This window comes from Nitrospira sp. Nam74, from assembly GCF_965152615.1.
In genome coordinates this window covers 2116387-2131031 of record NZ_OZ224220.1, presented here as the reverse complement: position 1 = coordinate 2131031, position 14645 = coordinate 2116387, and the positions used below count along the sequence as shown (strand labels likewise).

Below are 14645 nucleotides of genomic sequence, written 5' to 3'. Positions count from 1 at the left end.
GGCGTGGCGTATCACGCCTGTTTTCCCGTCATGTCTGCGCGCCCGTCCATTTCCAGTCACGGATTTCCGGCATATCGTCGCCGTACCGCCGGATATATTCCTGATGTTCAATGCGCTTGTCTCGAATCGCCTGCTTCGCGTAAGCCGCGGCCGATCCTAACCCCACGCGCTCAATCACATCTGCGGCAAGATGAAAACGATCCATATCGTTCAGAAACACCATGTCGAACGGCGTCGTGGTCGTGCCCTCTTCCTTGTAGCCGCGGACGTGGAGATTCTTGTGATTGGTCCGGCGGTATGTCAGGCGATGAATCAACCAGGGATACCCGTGGTAGGCGAAGATAATGGGTTTATCGGTGGTAAAGAACGTGTCGAAGTGTTTGTCGGGCAGGCCGTGCGGATGTTCCTTTTTGTCCTGCAGCTTCATGAGATCCACGACATTGACCACCCGGATCTTCAATTCGGGCACGTACTGCCGCAGGATCTGCACAGCCGCAAGTGTCTCCAACGTGGGAACATCGCCAGCGCATCCCATCACCACGTCAGGCTCGCCCCCCTGGTCGTTGCTCGCCCATTGCCAAATGCCGATGCCGGCCGTACAGTGCTTGACCGCGGCGTCCATGTCCAGATATTGCAAGGCCGGTTGCTTGCCCGCCACGATCACGTTGACGTAGTCGCGGCTTCGCAAGCAATGATCCATGACGGAAAGCAGGGTGTTGGCATCAGGCGGAAGGTACACGCGAATGACATCCGCCTTCTTATTAACGACGTGGTCGATGAATCCGGGATCCTGATGTGAAAAGCCGTTGTGATCTTGACGCCAGACATGGGAAGTCAGCAAATAGTTGAAGGACGCAATCGGAGCACGCCAGGAAATTTCGTGCGTCGTCTTTAGCCACTTGGCGTGCTGATTGAACATCGAATCGACAATATGGACGAATGCCTCATAGGTCGTGAATAGACCATGGCGACCGGTGAGCAAATAGCCCTCCAACCAACCTTGACAGGTATGCTCGCTGAGAATTTCCATGGCATGGCCATCAGGGGCCAAGTGATCGTCCTCGGGCAGACGCTCGGCCATCCACGTACGGTTGGTGGCCTCGAGGACTGCGCCAAGCCGGTTCGAGGTCAGTTCGTCGGGCGCCATCACGCGAAAGTTCTTGCTTCCCAGATTCTGCTTCATCACATCGCGGAGAAAGCTCCCTGACACCCGAGTGGCCTCGGCGACCACTGTCCCGGGCGTCGGGACCTCGACAGCATACTTGCGGAAGTCGGGGAACCGAAGATCCCTGAGGAGCAAGCCGCCGTTCGCGTGTGGGTTGGCTCCCATTCGGCGTGTGCCCCTCGGGGCAAGCTCGGCCAGTTCCGGCTTGAGCGTGCCGTTCGTGTCAAAGAGTTCTTCTGGCTTGTAGCTCTTCATCCATGCTTCAAGCAACTTGATGTGCTCGGGCTTCGAAGCCATTTCGGCCAGCGGAACCTGGTGTGATCGCCAAGACCCTTCTACCTTATGGCCATCGACCTCCTTGGGACCGGTCCATCCTTTGGGAGTGCTCAGAATGATGATCGGCCACTCGGGAGGCTCCAGCGACCCGTTGCCGCCATCACGCCGGCTGCGGGCTTTTTGCTGAATGGCCTTGATCTCGGCAATGGCCGCGTCCACTGTTGCCGCCATCGTTGGATGCACGAGCTCAGGATCGCAGCCTTCGACATAATAGGGCTTGTAGCCATAGCCGATGAACAAGCTGTTCAGTTTGTCACGGTTGATTCTCGCGAGCACGGTGGGATTGGCAATCTTGTACCCGTTCAAATGCAAAATCGGCAACACCGCGCCGTCGGTAACGGGATTGAGAAATTTGTTCGAGTGCCAGGATGCGGCAAGCGGGCCGGTTTCGGCTTCTCCATCACCGACGACACAGGCGACGATGAGATCCGGATTGTCGAAGGCCGCCCCGTATGCGTGCGACACCGCGTACCCGAGTTCTCCACCTTCGTGAATCGAACCCGGCGTCTCCGGCGCGACATGGCTGGGGATACCGCCTGGAAATGAAAACTGCCGGAACAGCCTCTTCATCCCTTCCGTATCTTGCGACACGTTGGGGTAGACTTCGCTATAGGTGCCTTCGAGATACACATTGGCTACAATTGCCGGGCCGCCATGGCCCGGACCACAGATGTAGATCATGTCCAGATCATATTTCTTGATCACACGATTGAGGTGCACATAGATAAAATTCAATCCTGGCGTCGTCCCCCAGTGGCCCAGGAGCCGCGGCTTGATATGTTCAAGTCTCAGCGACTCCTTGAGCAACGGGTTATCGAGGAGATAAATCTGGCCGACTGAGAGGTAGTTGGCGGCTCTCCAGTAGGCGTCGATCAGCTGCAGTTCCTTTTCAGTGAGCGGCGTTTCAACTACGGTGTTCAGCATACGTACCCCTTCCTTTCAATGAAGATCTTCGTTTATCAGCCTCGACGTTACTTGTCCTTTCAATAGTCCTGCGTGAATTCAAGCGCCAGGACTCCTTCTTCGACGATCGAGGCGACCCGCTTGAGGAGCCGGACCCACGTGCCCGGAGACAAATGCGCCGGACACAACGCGGCCTTTTGCGCCTCGTTCAATATGAGATAGGCCACGATCAGCAAATCCTGGTCGCTCACGTCTCACGTCCCGATCGGACGTAAACCTTTCATCCGCGCCGATCCAGGCCGAAATGGAATGTCGATCAAGATGCGTGTGCATTCTTTTCAGGATACGGGCGCGGCTTCGCCCAGCCTCCCTACGTACGCACGAATGCGTCCCGCATTCATACCCACATCGCTTTTACCGACCCGAGAGATCGACCGAACATCGAGACGGCTTCCATCGTTCTGACCCTGGACTCGAATGATAATATCTCTTTGAAGCTAAGCCAGAAAGTTGTATCGGTTGCCTGAATCCGTCCTTCTGCCCGATTCAGCGCCAGGATGTCCCATCCCGTCGCTTCGGAGGAGTATAGCGCCTGTGCAAAAGCCGCGATCCGCGGGGCATACTCAACATGAAGGGACCGAAGTCGGGATATGCGGCGTGGTGCTGAGCCGCGATATTTGATCGGCCATAGTCAAGAGAGTTAGGAGCATCCTTTCTGTATACCAGAATGTCGACGACGTGACGAGGATCGTCGGTGTCGACAGTTACGTAGTTGCACAAGGCGTTTTACATTGTTCTTATTATCTGTATTCTGGTTCGTCTCCGTATGTTACGTCAGTCTCCCAACCTAGAATGTGGTCCCTTTAGAAGCCGCTCGTCATCCGAATGAGCATATCGGCGAAAGGCATGTGGTTGAAAGAGAGGATCGGATCGGCTGCAAATCGGAGCACGCGCAAACCTCGAAGACTGACGCGTTGCGAGAGAGTCAATCGCTAAAGTGGTCGACTTGGTCGAAGCGCCGGTACGCGGACTCGATCTGTCGCTGGACGTGAGCGGCACGGCGTTTCAAGAGCGTGTCCGGCAAGCGTTGCGGAACATTCCGGGAGGCTCGAGACAAGCTATACCGACATCGCGAATCGGATTGGTTCGCCGAAGTCTGTGCGAGCGTCGCGCGGGCCTGCTGCGCCACTGCCTTCGCCGTGGCGATTCCTATGTCACCGTGTGGTACGCAATGAAGACGCGCTGTCAGGATACCGATGGGGGGTTCGACCGCAAACGCGCGCTGCTCGAACGGAGGTACGAACATGAATGTATTCACCAAAACCACATCTCCGATCGCATCGCCGAACAAGATGGCAGAACGCATCAGAGCGATCGATTGGGAGCAGATATCCCACGAGCTGGATGCACAAGGGAGCGCGATGAGTGAGCGAGTGCTGTCTCCGGAAGAATGCGAGACATTGGTCGCCCTGTACCCCCAGGATGAAATCTTCCGCAGCCGCGTCGTGATGGCGCGCCATGGTTTCGGGCGTGGAGAGTACAAGTATTTTAATTACCCGCTGCCCGATCTCATCGAAAGCCTCCGGACAACGCTGTATCCGTATCTCGCACCCATCGCGAATCGTTGGAACACGGCCATGGATATCGAGGTGCGCTATCCGGCGACGCATGCGGAGTTCATCGAGCGTTGTCATCAAGCCGGGCAAATCAAACCGACTCCACTCATGCTTCAGTATGGCGTGGACGATTACAACTGCCTGCATCAAGACCTGTACGGTGAGCATGTGTTTCCGCTCCAGCTCACCCTTCTGTTGTCCGAGCCCGGACGCGACTTCACGGGCGGGGAGTTCGTGACGACGGAGCAGCGGCCGCGGATGCAATCTCGGCCGGAGGTCGTGCCGCTCCAGCAAGGCGATGCGGTGGTCTTTGCCGTCAATCAGCGGCCGGTGCAGGGCACACGAGGCGTGTACCGGGTCACGCTTCGGCACGGCGTCAGCCGCATCCGCTCGGGACATCGCCATACGCTTGGTGTGATTTTCCATGACGCCCAATGAGAGTTGACGAATATGAAACCGAGGGGGACCGTCGCTCTCTAGTATCTTCAATCTTACTCGGATCAGTGCCCACCCTATCCCGCTCTCTTTGACTCTTACAGCCGGTATTTATCCGCCGCACGCACAGCCTCATTCGAGACTTTCTCATTGAGATCCGGCAGTCAGGTAGAGTGCTGAATTCTTACCACTGGGAATGGAGCCATTCCAATGGCAATCATTGGCGTGCCAGCTGGAAAGGTAGTTTATCTTTTTTTGCGCAGGAGCGGATGGAAGACGCGGAGTGCGGTTATAGAAATGCATATGGTGTCTGGGCGACTTTTTTCGGACCGGGTACATGGAATAGCCGTGTTCACCCGGGGAATATTGGACAATCATTGACGAGCTGCTTCACCCTTGACCTTGTTTCATTTAAGACTATCTCTTATGGTTCATGGAACGGTTTTGCATGCGACAAATGGTTGATGACAGGCCCGCTATTGTTTGATATGAGAGGGATAATTCACGCCGGCAAGCGCAGGGAGGGCTCACATGATGAAGAAACTATCCTTCAGGCAACGCAGTAGTGAGCAGCATTGGGTTGGGGACGGTTTCCCCGTGCGGAGTATTTTCTCCTACAACGACCGCGCCGCGGACCTGTCTCCCTTTCTCCTTTTGGACTATGCAGGACCGAGGAGCTTTCCGCCGACGACGAAGCGGCTGGGAGTAGGAGAGCATCCCCACCGCGGATTCGAGACCGTCACGATTGTGTACCATGGCGAGGTCGAACATCGCGACTCATCGGGCGGAGGTGGAATCATCCGGCCGGGCGATGTGCAATGGATGACGGCGGCGTCCGGCATCGTGCACGAAGAGTTCCATAGTGCCGAGTTTGCGACACACGGCGGCCCATTTGAGATGATCCAGCTCTGGGTCAATTTGCCGAAGAAGGACAAGATGGCGCCGGCACGGTATCAGGGCCTCACAGAAGCACAGATTCCGACTGCGGCACTTCCTGGCGACGCCGGTACGGTGCGCGTGATCGCCGGAAACCATGAGGGCACGCCGGGGCCCGCGCAAACGTTCAGTCCCATCAATGTGTGGGATGTACAGTTGAACGCGGAGCGCCATGCAGACTTCCGTGTGCCAAGCGGCTACACCACCGCCCTATTCGTCTTGAAAGGCCGACTCCGCCTGCCTGGTGGTGAGGTTGTGGATGAAGCGGAATTGGCCGTCTTGGAGCGCGAGGGTGACCAGGTTGCCATCCAAGCGTTGGAGCCGACACGGCTCCTCTTCCTCAATGGGCAACCGCTCAATGAACCAATCGTGGGCTACGGACCCTTTGTGATGAACACCGAAGCCGAAATCCGGCAAGCGTTTCTGGATTACCAGAGCGGTCGAATGGGGCAAATTGCCCGTCCGGTCCACCAGGAAGTGAAAACTTGAGATCAATCTGCTGGACGGACATCGATAGGATCATCGGTCAAAGCAGGCTGCTTAATCAGACGTTGATCCATCGGGTGCCACAGAGACTCTAGGGGTCAAGCTCACCCTAGCTCTTCAGTGGGTGAGGGTCGCAGTGTGTGCGTGAGCCGGAAGTTTTCGGTTTGACATACGCTGCGATCGCATCCTCCAGTTTACAATGGAGGACGCAACGCTGGACTATAGCTTTATACTCGTTATACCAGTTATGCCGCGATTGCCAGCCCCTTAGCCCTTGCTGCTCATGCTGGCTCACATCCGTATCCCCCGAAAGGCGATACATGATCTGAATGGGCGAATCCGTCGACGAACTTCGCCGCGCAAGCCACCCCATAAAGTAGGCTGCCGATCGGGTATCTCCGAGCAGCGCCATCATCGCCATCGCCAACGAGGCATCACGAATCCACGCGAAGCGATAGTCATAATTCAGATCGCCGCCAATGCACTCGGGAAGCGATGTCGTTGGGGCAGCCACGACGGAACCAGTTGGGGCAAACGTTGAGAGATGGATCAAGAGAGCGACCGTCGAGCTCTTTGCATGTGTGGACCCGAATAGGCAAGACCGACCAGTGCTTCCAATACTCCATCGTTGTCACGAGCACGTTGGACAGTCGCTCAGAGGACCAGTCCCCCGGGATGGGTCCATACTGGCACAGCCCACAATTCCTCTGCCTGGTGCAGATTCATGACTTGCGAGGCCGCGCTGCCTCGCATGTCGACGTTGTTGCTGACCCAGACCGCGAGTTGGTCCTTTCCTATTTTGAAGATCATTCCGAGGGCAGCCGTGCGCCGATCGCCGATCATGCCGTGTTCCTCGATTGCCGGATATGCGACGAAAGGGAACCGAATCATGTCCAACCTCGACATGACTGAAGGACGGGCGTTATGCCTGTGTGAGAATGCCGGTGGACTGCCCGACTTCAATGAGATGCCCGTCAGGGTCGCGTAGGTAGCAGCGAATCTCACGCCCACGGTCCTTGGGTTCGGTCAGGAACTCGGCACCGCGCGCCTTCCATTCCTGATAGACTGCGTTGACATCGGCGACCCGGATGTTAAGACCACTGGTGAGTACATGCGAGCTCTGTGGTGGCGCAGCGATGACATCCGGCTTATCGTCAGTCGGACCGCCGCCGGTATTGATGATGAGCCAACTGTTGCTGAGGCGCAACCCTAGGGGGTCACGTTCGCGGATCACTTCTGCGCCCAATACCTTGCGATAGAACTCCCGTGAGCGGTCTTGATCGGCCACAATAAGCAGGTGCGTGACCACGAATCCTTCGCTCGGCGCCGGGAACCCCCTTATATCCTGGGGATTCAGATTAGATGGCATATTTTCCCCTCTTGTATCTTTCTCCCAAGGTCTACGTGATCGTCATGCTCTTGTTCTGCTTTTCCTGCGGCGCAGCCTCTCCCTCCGCGTAGTCGCAGACTCCTTCGAGCGCGAATTGTCGCGCGGCGCGCCAGACCTCCGCTCCCAGCGCACGGAGCTGACGCTCGATCCCTCCATCACGGGCCTTGCCTTCTTCGTCGAATACTTCCCACGCATGGGGAATCGGGATGACCAGCGGGACGCTCCAGCCGCGCAGTGCCCGCACGACGAACTCCATCGTATTCACCGCCTGCAGGCCGTACACCCCTCCCGCTACGCTGATGAGGCCCACGACCTTATGGGTGAGGAAGGGAGGATCGCGGTCACTCAAGAGCTGCAGCCAGTCGAGCGCGTTCTTAAACGCGCCGCTCACCGATCCATGGTAGAGCGGGCTGCTCAAGAGCAGACCACGCGCACTGGCCACCGCATCTGCAAGATGACGAGCTGCCTCCGGCACTTCGCTGTCGTCTGGGTCGTACATCGGAAGGTTGAGCTTGCGCACATCGAACAGCTCGACCTGCGCACCCGCTTCTTCCGCGCCCTTCAGCGCGATGGCGAGCGCCGCCAGGCTGGCCGAGTGTTGAGCAAGGGAGCCGCCGAGCCCTATAACCTTGATCTCGACCTCAGCCATAGCTCTCAGCTGGTCTCCTCCCTTTCACAGCGACTGCCGAGGGTATCGCGATAACCCTAGAACCTCCTCATCACCGGCTGTTGTACCGCCGGCGTTCCTTCGTAACAAACGGATCAGCATGAGCCTAGCCCGGATTATTCATGAGTACCTGCTACAGCGGCCGATCCTCTCGCCCGGCGCGGCTTTTCTCGTTCGGTCTCCTCGACAGACCGCAAGTTCGCCTGTGTCAACCTCACGTGCGAGAAGCCATGGCGGGCGACGGCATTCATGAATAATCCGGGCTAGCGCTTGCCGCTACAAACCGTTATCCCCGTTTCACTTCCAAGACGACTTTGCCCCGAACATGTCCTTCTTCGAGAACTTGGAAGCCCTCTTTGCCTTTCTCCAACGGGAATACCTTATCAACGTGAATCTTGATTGTTCCGCTGTCCACGAGTTGCGCGAGCCGCTTCAAGACCTCCGTCGTGACATGCGTCTGTTGTCCAATAGAGGTGACCCCGTGCTCTTGCGCAAGCGTCGGATTCGGCTGTCCAAGCATAGACACGAGGGTGCCGCCTTTTCTGAGCACCTTGAACGATCTCTCGGCCGTGTCGCCTCCCACTGTGTCAAAGACCGCATCGAAGTGTGTCAGCTTTTCTTCAAAGCGTTCCTTTTGATAGTCAATCACTTCATCGGCGCCCAATTCCTGAACGTACGATCGGTCCTGGGCAGTTGCAGTGGTCGCGACATAGGCTCCGATCGACTTCGCGATTTGGATTGCCATGCTGCCGATGCCGCCGGGGCCGCCATGTATGAGAATCTTTTGGCCACGTTGAAGTTTGATGTGCTGTTCTACCGCCTGGACCGCGCTGGACCCCACAAGCGGCAAGGCGGCGGCCTGAGTCACATTCACCTTCTGTGGTGCAGGCGCGATGGTCGGCACTGCGGCTGCCGCGAATTCGGCGAACGAACCTGATCCTCCTGACACCACGCTTGCGTAGCCATACACGCGCTCACCGACGCTGCCGGAAGCGGAGTCGCCGACTTCGGCGACGATGCCCGCAACATCTCCGCCTAGCGTCGCAGGCATCGTCAGCGGCAGATGCTCTTTGAGATACCCATCACGGATTTTCCAATCGATCGGGTTGATGCTTGCTGCATGCACCTCGATCAGCACCTGTCCTTTGCCGGCTACGGGCTTCGTCGCATTCTGATTGAGTTCCAAGACATCCCTTCCACCGTATTGGTTCATCTGTAGTGCTTTCATGTGGAACCCTTTCTGGCGTCCTTGTTGCCCCTCAAGCACTTGCTTGCATCAGTCCAAGAAAGTCCCTCACGATCTTCAGCGGCCGATCAGACCGGAACCGGATGTGTCCCGCCCATTACTTCTCGATCTCGAACCCCTCGTCCTTCCACCATCGCCAGCCCCCGTCCAGTTCCATCACGGGATAGCCTTTCGCGGCAAATTCTACGGCGGCGGTCGCGGCGAGATGGCACACGATCGAATAACAGTAGAGCACGTTCGTCTTGTCCTTGCGCAAGCCTGTCATCGTTTGCCACTGATCTTTCGGCAGATTGACGGCGCCCGGAATGTGTCCTTCGGCGTAATCCTCGGCGGCTCGGACGTCGACGATGTTCACGTCATTGTTCTTCATCATGCGTTCGAGCTCGACGGGTCCGGTGGTGAACGCCATCTTCGCCTCGAAATATGCTCTTGCCTTTGTCGGATCATTGATCTTGACTTGTGTCGGCATGGTTCATTCTCCTTCTTCTCTAGCGAGATGTTGAAAAAGGCTTCCAACTTTGTACTGCTTTCAGGAGACGTAGAGTCACTGCTTCCCTCGATGACGTCGAACGGTATACGTTACGGTAATACCTTCCCCTCGTTGTTTAATGTCCGCGGACCGGGTAAATCAATGCCGGACACCGCGCGTGTCGAATGATGCTCCGTATGGTCAAGGCTCTCTGCGGATCGAGGCGACAGCGCCATGCCAGGGCGATGAGATCAGTCTCGTGCTCGGAAGCAAACCGCATGATCGCTTCGCCGATACCCTCGGTACAGAACACCGTTTGCAGCGTCACCTCGGACGGCGGTTGTCCTGCGGCCCACGCACGGTGGAGAAACTCCCGACCCCATGCCGGCCATTCATGCTGCGGCTGATCCAGATAGCGGGGCGCCTCAAACGTTCCCGGTTCCTCAGACGGCCTGGCAGCAGCGCTCGCCACATGGAGAACCGTCACACGGGCGTTGGAGCGGCGGGCGAGATCCGCCATCGGGCGAATGGCGATCGCGCTTCTCGGCGTGCCGTCATGAGGCAGGAGCAGGTGTCGGAGCGACCAAGGGCCTTGACCCCGTCCCGGTGGAACCAGGACGATCGCGCATGGCGTGTTCGTCAGGATACCGTATGCGGTACTCCCTAAACCGCTTTCAGCCTTCGCCCCGGTATAGGGGCACATCACGATCAGACCACTGTGCCACTTTTCCGCCTCTTGAATGATCGCCGTCGCCGGGTAGCCGGTCTGTTGCTCCAGAATACAGCCCGACAAGTGCTCGGGCGTGAGCTTCAGCTTGTCACACATCTCCCTGGTGGTGAGACTGTCGGGGGGAATATGCAGGAGACGGATGCCGGAATCGGTCACCTTCGCGAGCGCGCGCGCAACAGGCAACGCATCGAGCGCCTGGACTGATCCATCAAGCGGCACAATGACCGTCGATGCTTGCCATGTCTGGAGACTCCATGATTCAGAGTCTGCCTTCAGCGATGTATATTGGTAGTTCACGACTCACCCTCGTGTTCAGCGTGGCGTTCACCCTTCGATACCTTCCACTCGCCCCAGCGGGATCCCAGGCGGCTGGCAGTGTAACGACCCTCCGGCTCGAGTTGTATGACCATCCCGCCGGCCAGTTCGATCGTCATGGGGCCGCCCGTCTGAAGATCGACGGTTACCTGCCCTGGCCGGCGATTGATCGCAATCGCTAATTTCCGACCCCTCCACTGTAGCCGGAATGACCACTCATTCCACGTCGTCGGAAGATGCGGGTCAATGATCAGGCCATCGTCCCGAAGACTGATGCCTGCGATGCCGAAGACGGCCGCCTGCCACAGCCCGCCAAGGTTGGCCATGTGAACCCCTCCCGCCGCATTCCCCATGTGATCGGCTAAGTCCATCTCTGCCGCCTGGCCAAAATACTGCGCCGCCAATTCGGTATCCCCCAGCCGCGCGGCAACCAACGCATGTATGGACGGGCTCAATGAACTGCCATGAGCCGTCCGCGGCTCATAGTACCGAAAGTTCGCCTCATGGACTGCATAGGGGAAGCGATCCCACAATAAGGCGCTGAGGGCGATCACGTCTGCCTGCTTCACCACTTGCGATTGTTGGGTCCGCTCGTATCCGAGAATGATATCGATGGGGAGTGTCCTGGCCCGATACGTATCGAGATCGACCTCGTCCAGTTGAAAGAAGCCGGCGAATTGTTCAAAGAGATGAGTACGCGCGTCGAGTCCGGTCACCATCGCTCCGGCAATTCGCCGCCAGAGCTCAGGCGCATCAGGTTGGACCTGCAAGCGATCAGCGATCCCATGCCACTCATCAGGCCGTTCCGTGCGAAGCCATTCCACGATGTCGGCGGCACGTTCCAGATTCCATTGCGCCATTACATTGGTAAAGGCGTTGTCATCAATGGTTTCGTGGTATTCGTCGGGACCGATGACCTTGCGGATACGATACCGTCCATCCGACTCCAGGCGACCGCGAGTCGCCCAAAACCGAGCCGTCTCGATCAGGATCTCCGCTCCTGCCTTGAGCAAGAAAGCTTCGTCGGCCGTGGCCTGCCAATACTGCCACACGGCATAGGCAATATCGGCGCTGATATGATGTTCTTGTGCTCCGGTCAAAATCTGAACCACCCGACCGTCCGGTGCGACCGCCGAATCCGGTGTGACGTCTTCACCGGTGTCGGCCGACTCCCACGCATACAGCGCCCCCTGATATCCGAGCCGCCGGGCCTTATCCCGCGCAGCCGGCAAGGTATGAAAGCGATACATCAGCAGGGCTCGAGCGGCCGGCGGATCGGTGAACGTGTAGAACGGCAGCAGATAAATTTCGGTATCCCAGAACACGTGCCCTTTATACACGGCGCCGGTAAGGCCTCGCGCACCGATGGACGTGCGCTCATCATTCGGATTCACGACGCTGATGAGATGGTAGGCGGCAAAGCGCAGGGCGCGTTGAGCCATGTCGTCGCCGACTACGGTTAGTCCGGTATCTTGCCAGCGTTCTTTCCATGCGTGAGTATGGCGCAGAATGGCTCCGTCCATCCCTTCGTTCCGCTCGTCGCGCAGCTGTTGCCGAGCGGCGTTCGTCGGCTCCTTCGTATCCCGTGAGGAATAGACTGCGACTCGCCGAGCAAAACGGGTGACCTCGCCTATGGACGCCGAGCACGTCCAGCGTTCTACGAGTCGTGCCCCCTGGACCTCGCTCGCTCGTGCCACCCGTTCTCCCTTCTCGCCGAGAACCGTGCTCCGATGCGCCGTCGCGATCGTCGTTCCCCTTCCCGTGGTGCCTAGGATCATGGCGACCTCGTCCTCCGCCTTTGGAACCCACGGTATCTTTCCGCCTGGCGCTTCAGTTGAAGCCTCGATGGAGATGACGCCGGTGTAATTTTCAGGTCGGATGATCACGGATTGCAGCAGGAGATGACGGTCGTGGAGGGAAGCCCTACGAACGAATTGCAGAGTCGTCACTCGGCCGGTACGATCTCGGTGCCGCCATAGACGAGCGAGAACACCGTGACGAAGATCGAGGACCCGTCGATGATCCAGGATTTCCCCGTCTTCCAACGAAAGTGGAATTCGCTCTACGATAATTCGAAGCTGAGTCCAGTCGGGCAGCGTCACCAGTTCGAGGGAGGCCGCTGATTCATTCCCGGCATCGAATACACCGGCCAGGAACGTCGCCGGAGACGAGAGGGCCACGCCTTCGGCGAGTGAACCTCGTGTCCCCACATAACCATTCGCGACCGTCATGATCGATTCAATTTCATGCTCCCGCGCCGGCGAATATCCCTCTTCTATCAGCGCCCAGTGTGGATCGATGGTGAGTGCAGCATCGACCGAAAGCAGGTGAGCAGACGGCTGTAATCCTACTTCAGCCCGAGCGGGTGACTGAACGATGGGCTTGTTTCCCTTCATCGACATGCTCCTTCACATCCCTCTCATCGATTCGAGCGAGCGGCAGAAACCGTCTCCAGCCATGGAGTGAGAAAGTGACTCAGCGGTGAACGGACCTGCCTGGCGGCGAGGGTGCTCATGGCGTTCACGCTTATCGGAACCGGGTCTGCAGCCCATCAAGGCTCATGCCGCCGGCCCCATACGGCAGGACAGACCTTTGCAGTCTCCTCGTTGAGGAGCGAGACCTGGCTCACCGTAAAGCCGTTCCTCAACTGAAGGCTTTTGCCAGTTTCTTGACCCGCCCCTCGTATTCGGCGCGGATATTCGCCACCCACTCGTCATACCTGCCCTTCTTGTCAACTTGGGCTTTGGCGGCTTTGTCTTGCAGCGCTTTCACCTTTGCATCACGCTCCCGCTTGGCCGTTTCGGCCTTTTCATTGGCCTGTTTGATCGCACTCTCCATCTTGCCTTTCAGCTCATCGATCCTGGCCTGCAGCTTTGCCTTGCGCTCTGCACCGGCCTCCGCCCGTTCCGCCTCCAGCTTCGCGATTTCGGCCTTCTTGGCAGCGATCGTCAATTCCTGCCGGGCATTGACATATTCGGCCCAGGCATTCCGCAAGACGATGCCGCCGAGTTTCTCCATTTCGGTATCGATCGGTGTGACCCATGGCTCATAGACTTCAGCCAGCAGTGCCGTCTTACCCGGAGTGAGGAGTTTCGAAATCTCGTCCACGAACTCGGGACTGATGCCGGAATCCTCCAGGTCTGCGATGGCGCCGATAAAACCACCCGTAAGAGCGCCGGCGGCCCAGCCGGCAGGGCCGCTAAGGACACCGATCAGACTGCCCAACAACGCGCCCGACACCATTCCCAATGGCGCGAGGTCGTCCGGTTGTTTTTTACTGACGGCCCCATCCGAACCCTTTGTGACCACGGCCATGGCATGGACGGCTATGCTGCCCTCGGCATCCAACCGCATGAGGGCCAGTCGTCCGTCGTAGGCGTTCTCCTCAGTATCGAAGACGACCACAATGATCTTTTCCATGGTTTAGCCCTTTCCGATGAGAGATGAATGATGGCTCCTTCTCCCGCGAACTATCTGGCGTTCATGCGGCGGTGATGCTCAGCATGTCGATCCGATGCCACGGTCGGCTTCGGCAAGTTGTACGACAGGCAGTTTTTAACAACCCACCGGAAAGCGCTGCCGATATGCGTCGGAGGTTCTACTTCGTCGATCATCGCCGTGTCGCAATCCGCGCCCGAAAATGCGGCTGTGTCCGTTGACATCCTTCGGCAGCTGATCCATATCGAACCGGAACTTCCTGTCCGCCGGCCCGGGAAGCGATCGGCCTAGGGAGAGGTAGGACCATTCGAGGGATAGCTCCTGACACAGCATGTTGAAGGCTTCACGGGTGGCGAGCGCTCCCTGCTTCCACTCCATCGGAAACTCCGAGGTATCTACCGGCTCGACACCCGGCTTGATTTCCAAGATGATGACATCATGGCGCGCCACCAAACGAGCCACCTCATCTTCGTGGTCAACATCACCTTTCTCTGAGAATACAGCCTGGCATGT

16 protein-coding genes are annotated in these 14645 nt (G+C 57.9%); 3 read left to right on the top strand and 13 right to left on the bottom strand.

The window, feature by feature from the left end; translation table 11 throughout:
- Window positions 1–28: 28 nt before the first annotated feature.
- From ACWHYZ_RS10120 to ACWHYZ_RS10110, 3 genes are all read right to left on the bottom strand, one after another.
- Window positions 29–2425 carry a phosphoketolase family protein gene (locus ACWHYZ_RS10120; RefSeq protein ID WP_447987138.1) on the bottom strand — a complete coding sequence of 799 codons (2397 nt, stop codon included), beginning with the start codon at window positions 2423–2425 and terminating at the stop codon, window positions 29–31.
- A gap of 59 nt (window positions 2426–2484) precedes the next feature.
- On the bottom strand, window positions 2485–2655 hold the full coding sequence (locus tag ACWHYZ_RS10115) for a hypothetical protein (protein ID WP_447987137.1): 171 nt from the start codon (window positions 2653–2655) through the stop codon (window positions 2485–2487).
- Between the two features lie 87 nt (window positions 2656–2742).
- Window positions 2743–2883 (bottom strand): DUF1499 domain-containing protein, encoded by a 141-nt coding sequence (locus tag ACWHYZ_RS10110; protein ID WP_447987555.1) that lies wholly within the window; start codon window positions 2881–2883, stop codon window positions 2743–2745.
- A gap of 679 nt (window positions 2884–3562) precedes the next feature.
- Here ACWHYZ_RS10110 and ACWHYZ_RS10105 point away from each other — a divergent pair.
- The 3 genes from ACWHYZ_RS10105 (at window position 3563) to ACWHYZ_RS10095 (ending at window position 5880) form a co-directional block, all read left to right on the top strand.
- Window positions 3563–3712 (top strand): hypothetical protein, encoded by a 150-nt coding sequence (locus ACWHYZ_RS10105; RefSeq protein WP_447987136.1) that lies wholly within the window; start codon window positions 3563–3565, stop codon window positions 3710–3712.
- 44 nt (window positions 3713–3756) lie between these two features.
- Window positions 3757–4458 (top strand): 2OG-Fe(II) oxygenase, encoded by a 702-nt coding sequence (locus tag ACWHYZ_RS10100; protein WP_447987554.1) that lies wholly within the window; start codon window positions 3757–3759, stop codon window positions 4456–4458.
- Between the two features lie 531 nt (window positions 4459–4989).
- Entirely contained in the window at window positions 4990–5880 is an 891-nt protein-coding gene (locus ACWHYZ_RS10095) for a pirin family protein (protein WP_447987553.1), read from the top strand.
- A 106-nt stretch (window positions 5881–5986) separates the two neighbouring features.
- Here the strand turns inward: ACWHYZ_RS10095 and ACWHYZ_RS10090 are convergent, their stop codons facing one another.
- The 10 genes from ACWHYZ_RS10090 to ACWHYZ_RS10045 form a co-directional block, all read right to left on the bottom strand.
- Window positions 5987–6430 carry a glycoside hydrolase family 15 protein gene (locus ACWHYZ_RS10090; RefSeq protein WP_447987135.1) on the bottom strand — a complete coding sequence of 148 codons (444 nt, stop codon included), beginning with the start codon at window positions 6428–6430 and terminating at the stop codon, window positions 5987–5989.
- 101 nt (window positions 6431–6531) lie between these two features.
- The gene (locus tag ACWHYZ_RS10085) at window positions 6532–6768 is read right to left on the bottom strand and encodes a hypothetical protein (RefSeq protein WP_447987134.1); all 237 of its coding nucleotides are present in this window, start codon (window positions 6766–6768) and stop codon (window positions 6532–6534) included.
- A 31-nt stretch (window positions 6769–6799) separates the two neighbouring features.
- A complete protein-coding gene (locus tag ACWHYZ_RS10080) occupies window positions 6800–7246 on the bottom strand; it encodes a VOC family protein (RefSeq protein ID WP_447987133.1) in 447 nt (148 codons plus the stop codon).
- 31 nt (window positions 7247–7277) lie between these two features.
- Window positions 7278–7916 carry an NADPH-dependent FMN reductase gene (locus tag ACWHYZ_RS10075; RefSeq protein ID WP_447987132.1) on the bottom strand — a complete coding sequence of 213 codons (639 nt, stop codon included), beginning with the start codon at window positions 7914–7916 and terminating at the stop codon, window positions 7278–7280.
- Between the two features lie 304 nt (window positions 7917–8220).
- Complete coding sequence (locus tag ACWHYZ_RS10070; protein ID WP_447987131.1) at window positions 8221–9162, bottom strand: NADP-dependent oxidoreductase; 942 nt, start codon at window positions 9160–9162, stop codon at window positions 8221–8223.
- Between the two features lie 115 nt (window positions 9163–9277).
- Window positions 9278–9649: a rhodanese-like domain-containing protein gene (locus ACWHYZ_RS10065; protein WP_447987130.1), complete on the bottom strand. Its 372-nt coding sequence runs from the start codon at window positions 9647–9649 to the stop codon at window positions 9278–9280.
- 136 nt (window positions 9650–9785) lie between these two features.
- Window positions 9786–10676 (bottom strand): universal stress protein, encoded by an 891-nt coding sequence (locus ACWHYZ_RS10060; RefSeq protein ID WP_447987129.1) that lies wholly within the window; start codon window positions 10674–10676, stop codon window positions 9786–9788.
- A complete protein-coding gene (locus ACWHYZ_RS10055) occupies window positions 10673–13090 on the bottom strand; it encodes a glycoside hydrolase family 65 protein (RefSeq protein ID WP_447987128.1) in 2418 nt (805 codons plus the stop codon). Before ACWHYZ_RS10055 ends, ACWHYZ_RS10060 begins: the two co-directional genes overlap by 4 nt.
- Window positions 13091–13337: 247 nt before the next feature.
- A complete protein-coding gene (locus ACWHYZ_RS10050) occupies window positions 13338–14114 on the bottom strand; it encodes a DUF1269 domain-containing protein (RefSeq protein WP_447987127.1) in 777 nt (258 codons plus the stop codon).
- Window positions 14115–14249: 135 nt separating this feature from the next.
- Window positions 14250–14594 carry a hypothetical protein gene (locus tag ACWHYZ_RS10045; protein ID WP_447987126.1) on the bottom strand — a complete coding sequence of 115 codons (345 nt, stop codon included), beginning with the start codon at window positions 14592–14594 and terminating at the stop codon, window positions 14250–14252.
- Between the last annotated feature and the right edge of the window lie 51 nt (window positions 14595–14645).

Bases quoted from the DNA above. Each gene is read 5' to 3' on its own strand.
- ACWHYZ_RS10065 (WP_447987130.1), bottom strand. From the start codon at position 9,649: ATGCCGACACAAGTCAAGATCAATGATCCGACAAAGGCAAGAGCATAT.
- ACWHYZ_RS10095 (WP_447987553.1), top strand. From the start codon at position 4,990: ATGAAGAAACTATCCTTCAGGCAACGCAGTAGTGAGCAGCATTGGGTT.
- ACWHYZ_RS10120 (WP_447987138.1), bottom strand. From the start codon at position 2,425: ATGCTGAACACCGTAGTTGAAACGCCGCTCACTGAAAAGGAACTGCAG.
- ACWHYZ_RS10055 (WP_447987128.1), bottom strand. From the start codon at position 13,090: ATGAAGGGAAACAAGCCCATCGTTCAGTCACCCGCTCGGGCTGAAGTA.
- ACWHYZ_RS10075 (WP_447987132.1), bottom strand. From the start codon at position 7,916: ATGGCTGAGGTCGAGATCAAGGTTATAGGGCTCGGCGGCTCCCTTGCT.
- ACWHYZ_RS10080 (WP_447987133.1), bottom strand. From the start codon at position 7,246: ATGCCATCTAATCTGAATCCCCAGGATATAAGGGGGTTCCCGGCGCCG.
- ACWHYZ_RS10085 (WP_447987134.1), bottom strand. From the start codon at position 6,768: ATGATTCGGTTCCCTTTCGTCGCATATCCGGCAATCGAGGAACACGGC.
- ACWHYZ_RS10050 (WP_447987127.1), bottom strand. From the start codon at position 14,114: ATGGAAAAGATCATTGTGGTCGTCTTCGATACTGAGGAGAACGCCTAC.
- ACWHYZ_RS10070 (WP_447987131.1), bottom strand. From the start codon at position 9,162: ATGAAAGCACTACAGATGAACCAATACGGTGGAAGGGATGTCTTGGAA.
- ACWHYZ_RS10100 (WP_447987554.1), top strand. From the start codon at position 3,757: ATGGCAGAACGCATCAGAGCGATCGATTGGGAGCAGATATCCCACGAG.